This is a genomic window from Streptomyces sp. NPDC006655 (assembly GCF_040703965.1).
Classification (GTDB): domain Bacteria; phylum Actinomycetota; class Actinomycetes; order Streptomycetales; family Streptomycetaceae; genus Streptomyces.
The window spans coordinates 145,054-147,073 of sequence record NZ_JBEYJU010000011.1; the positions used below are offsets into that span (position 1 = coordinate 145,054).

Here is a 2,020-nt window from a genome sequence, read left to right on the forward strand (position 1 = left end):
GTCTGCCGACTCCCCGGCGTCCGCCTGCCGACCGTCCTACTGGGTGACCGCGAAGTGGCGCAGGATCGCCGCCGTCAGTTCCGGGTCGCCCTCAGCCTTCACCCGGTCCGCGACCGCTTCCGCGGAGGTGCGGCCGCAGGCCAGCCGGACGTACGTCTCCCAGTCGAGGGTGAAGACGGCGGCGGGGCCGAGAGCCGGGGTGGCCTCCAGGGTGCCGCGGCCCTGGATGTCGATACGGATCGTGCGCAGGAACTCGACCGGGCCGTGCACGTCGAAGATGACGGCCGAACTGCGCGGGGCGTCCGCGTCGTTGGCGACCACCCGGGGCAGCTCGGCGAGCAGCACGTCCCGGGCGACCTGCGCGCCCGGCGAGTCCAGGTTGCCGGGCCGGCCGAGCGCCGCCCGCAGGTCCTGCTCGTGCACCCACACGTCGAACGCGCGGTTGCGCATGGCCTCTTCGAGAGTGATCTCCTTGCCCATCGGCCCGCGCACGATGTGCCCCGGCTCCCGCGACTCGTTGCGCAGCTGACGGTTGCGGCGGATGATCGTGTACTCCAGCTCGGAGGTCATCTCGGGCGCCGTGTGGTGACGGCGGGCGTCGACCTGCATCTCCATGTAGCGCTGGTGCTCGTTGGTGATGTGGAAGAGGTCGCGCGGCAGGGTGTGGATGGGGCGCGGGTCACCGAGCATCTCGCAGTCCAGGCCGATGACATGGGAGACGACGTCCCGCACCGACCAGCCCGGGCATGGTGTCCGCCGGTTCCACTCCCCCTCGACAAGAGGCGTCACCAGCTCGGATATCGCTTCGATGGAGTGGATCCAGGCGTCGGCGTAGGGCTGGAGGGTGGGATGCAGACTCACGGAAACGGGACCCCTCGGCGGTCGGTACTCGGGCAGGTTGTGGCGGCGCTGCCAGCGGGAGGTGGGCTGCTGTCGGCGGGTGTCTTGGGACGCTAAGTTACGCTGCTGTGAGGCACCCCGGCAGTGCTTTCGTGTGACGATCGTAGGCCCGTATGGACGGCTCGAATGCCAGGACGGTGGTAGTGTGCGCGCCTCGCTCATCCAGATCGATGTAAACGAGGGTGAATCGGTCGAATCTCGTCGGCGACGCGTGACCGCACTGGTGCGCGAGCAGGCGGAAGCCGATCTCGTGGTGCTGCCCGAACTGTGGACGACGGGTGCGTTCGCCTACGAGCGGTTCGCCACCGAGGCCGAGCCGCTCGAAGGCCCGACCTACGAGGCGATGGCCAAGGCGGCCAGTGACGCGGGCGTCTGGCTGCACGCCGGCTCGATCCCGGAACGGGACCCGGACGGCCCCCTCTACAACACGGCTCTCGTCTTCTCCCCCTCCGGTGACCTGGCCGCGGCCTATCGCAAGATCCACCGCTTCGGCTTCGACAAGGGCGAGGCGGTGCTGATGGGCGCCGGGCGGGAACTGGTGACGGTCCGGCTCCCCGCGACCACCTTGGGTGTGGCCACCTGCTACGACCTTCGGTTCCCCGAGCTCTTCCGCGGACTGGTCGACGCCGGCGCCGAGACGATGGTCGTCTCGGCGGGCTGGCCCGAACGGCGACGCGCGCACTGGACGCTGCTGGCCCAGGCGCGGGCGGTCGAGAACCAGGCGTTCGTGCTCGCGTGTGGAACGGCCGGGACCCATGCCGGAGTTCCGCAGGCGGGTCACTCGATCGTGGTGGATCCCTGGGGCGAGGTGGTGGCCGAGGCGGGCGCGGGCGAGGAGGTCCTCACCGTCGACCTCGACCCCGCCAAGGTCGCCGCGACCCGCGAACAGTTCCCGGCCCTCAAGGACCGCCTGCTGGGCCTGGAGCCCCCGCACCACCGTTAGGGCCCTTCTGATGGATCTCCGCGGCGTCGCGACGCCCGGCCCGCCACCCCGCACGCCGATCGCACGCACCGAACGCCGCTCCTTCTCCCACGGACTGCGGGGTCCAGCGCAACTTCAACATCAACACCGAGCTGCGCGTGAACGCCGGCAGCGCGAACCCCGGCAAGGTCAGCTTCA

Annotated in this window: 2 protein-coding genes and 1 pseudogene; 2 read left to right on the top strand and 1 reads right to left on the bottom strand. The window is 70.3% G+C overall.

What is annotated here, in order from left to right; genetic code table 11:
• Nucleotides 1-36 precede the first annotated feature (36 nt).
• Nucleotides 37-861 carry a maleylpyruvate isomerase family mycothiol-dependent enzyme gene (locus AB0958_RS09495; RefSeq protein WP_366889771.1) on the bottom strand — a complete coding sequence of 275 codons (825 nt, stop codon included), beginning with the start codon at nucleotides 859-861 and terminating at the stop codon, nucleotides 37-39.
• Nucleotides 862-1,045: 184 nt separating this feature from the next.
• Here AB0958_RS09495 and AB0958_RS09500 point away from each other — a divergent pair, with 184 nt between their 5' ends.
• Together AB0958_RS09500 and AB0958_RS09505 are read left to right on the top strand one after the other, a co-directional pair.
• Complete coding sequence (locus AB0958_RS09500; protein ID WP_366889772.1) at nucleotides 1,046-1,843, top strand: carbon-nitrogen family hydrolase; 798 nt, start codon at nucleotides 1,046-1,048, stop codon at nucleotides 1,841-1,843.
• A 95-nt stretch (nucleotides 1,844-1,938) separates the two neighbouring features.
• Nucleotides 1,939-2,020 (top strand): annotated as a pseudogene (locus AB0958_RS09505) (DUF4360 domain-containing protein); the annotation flags it as partial.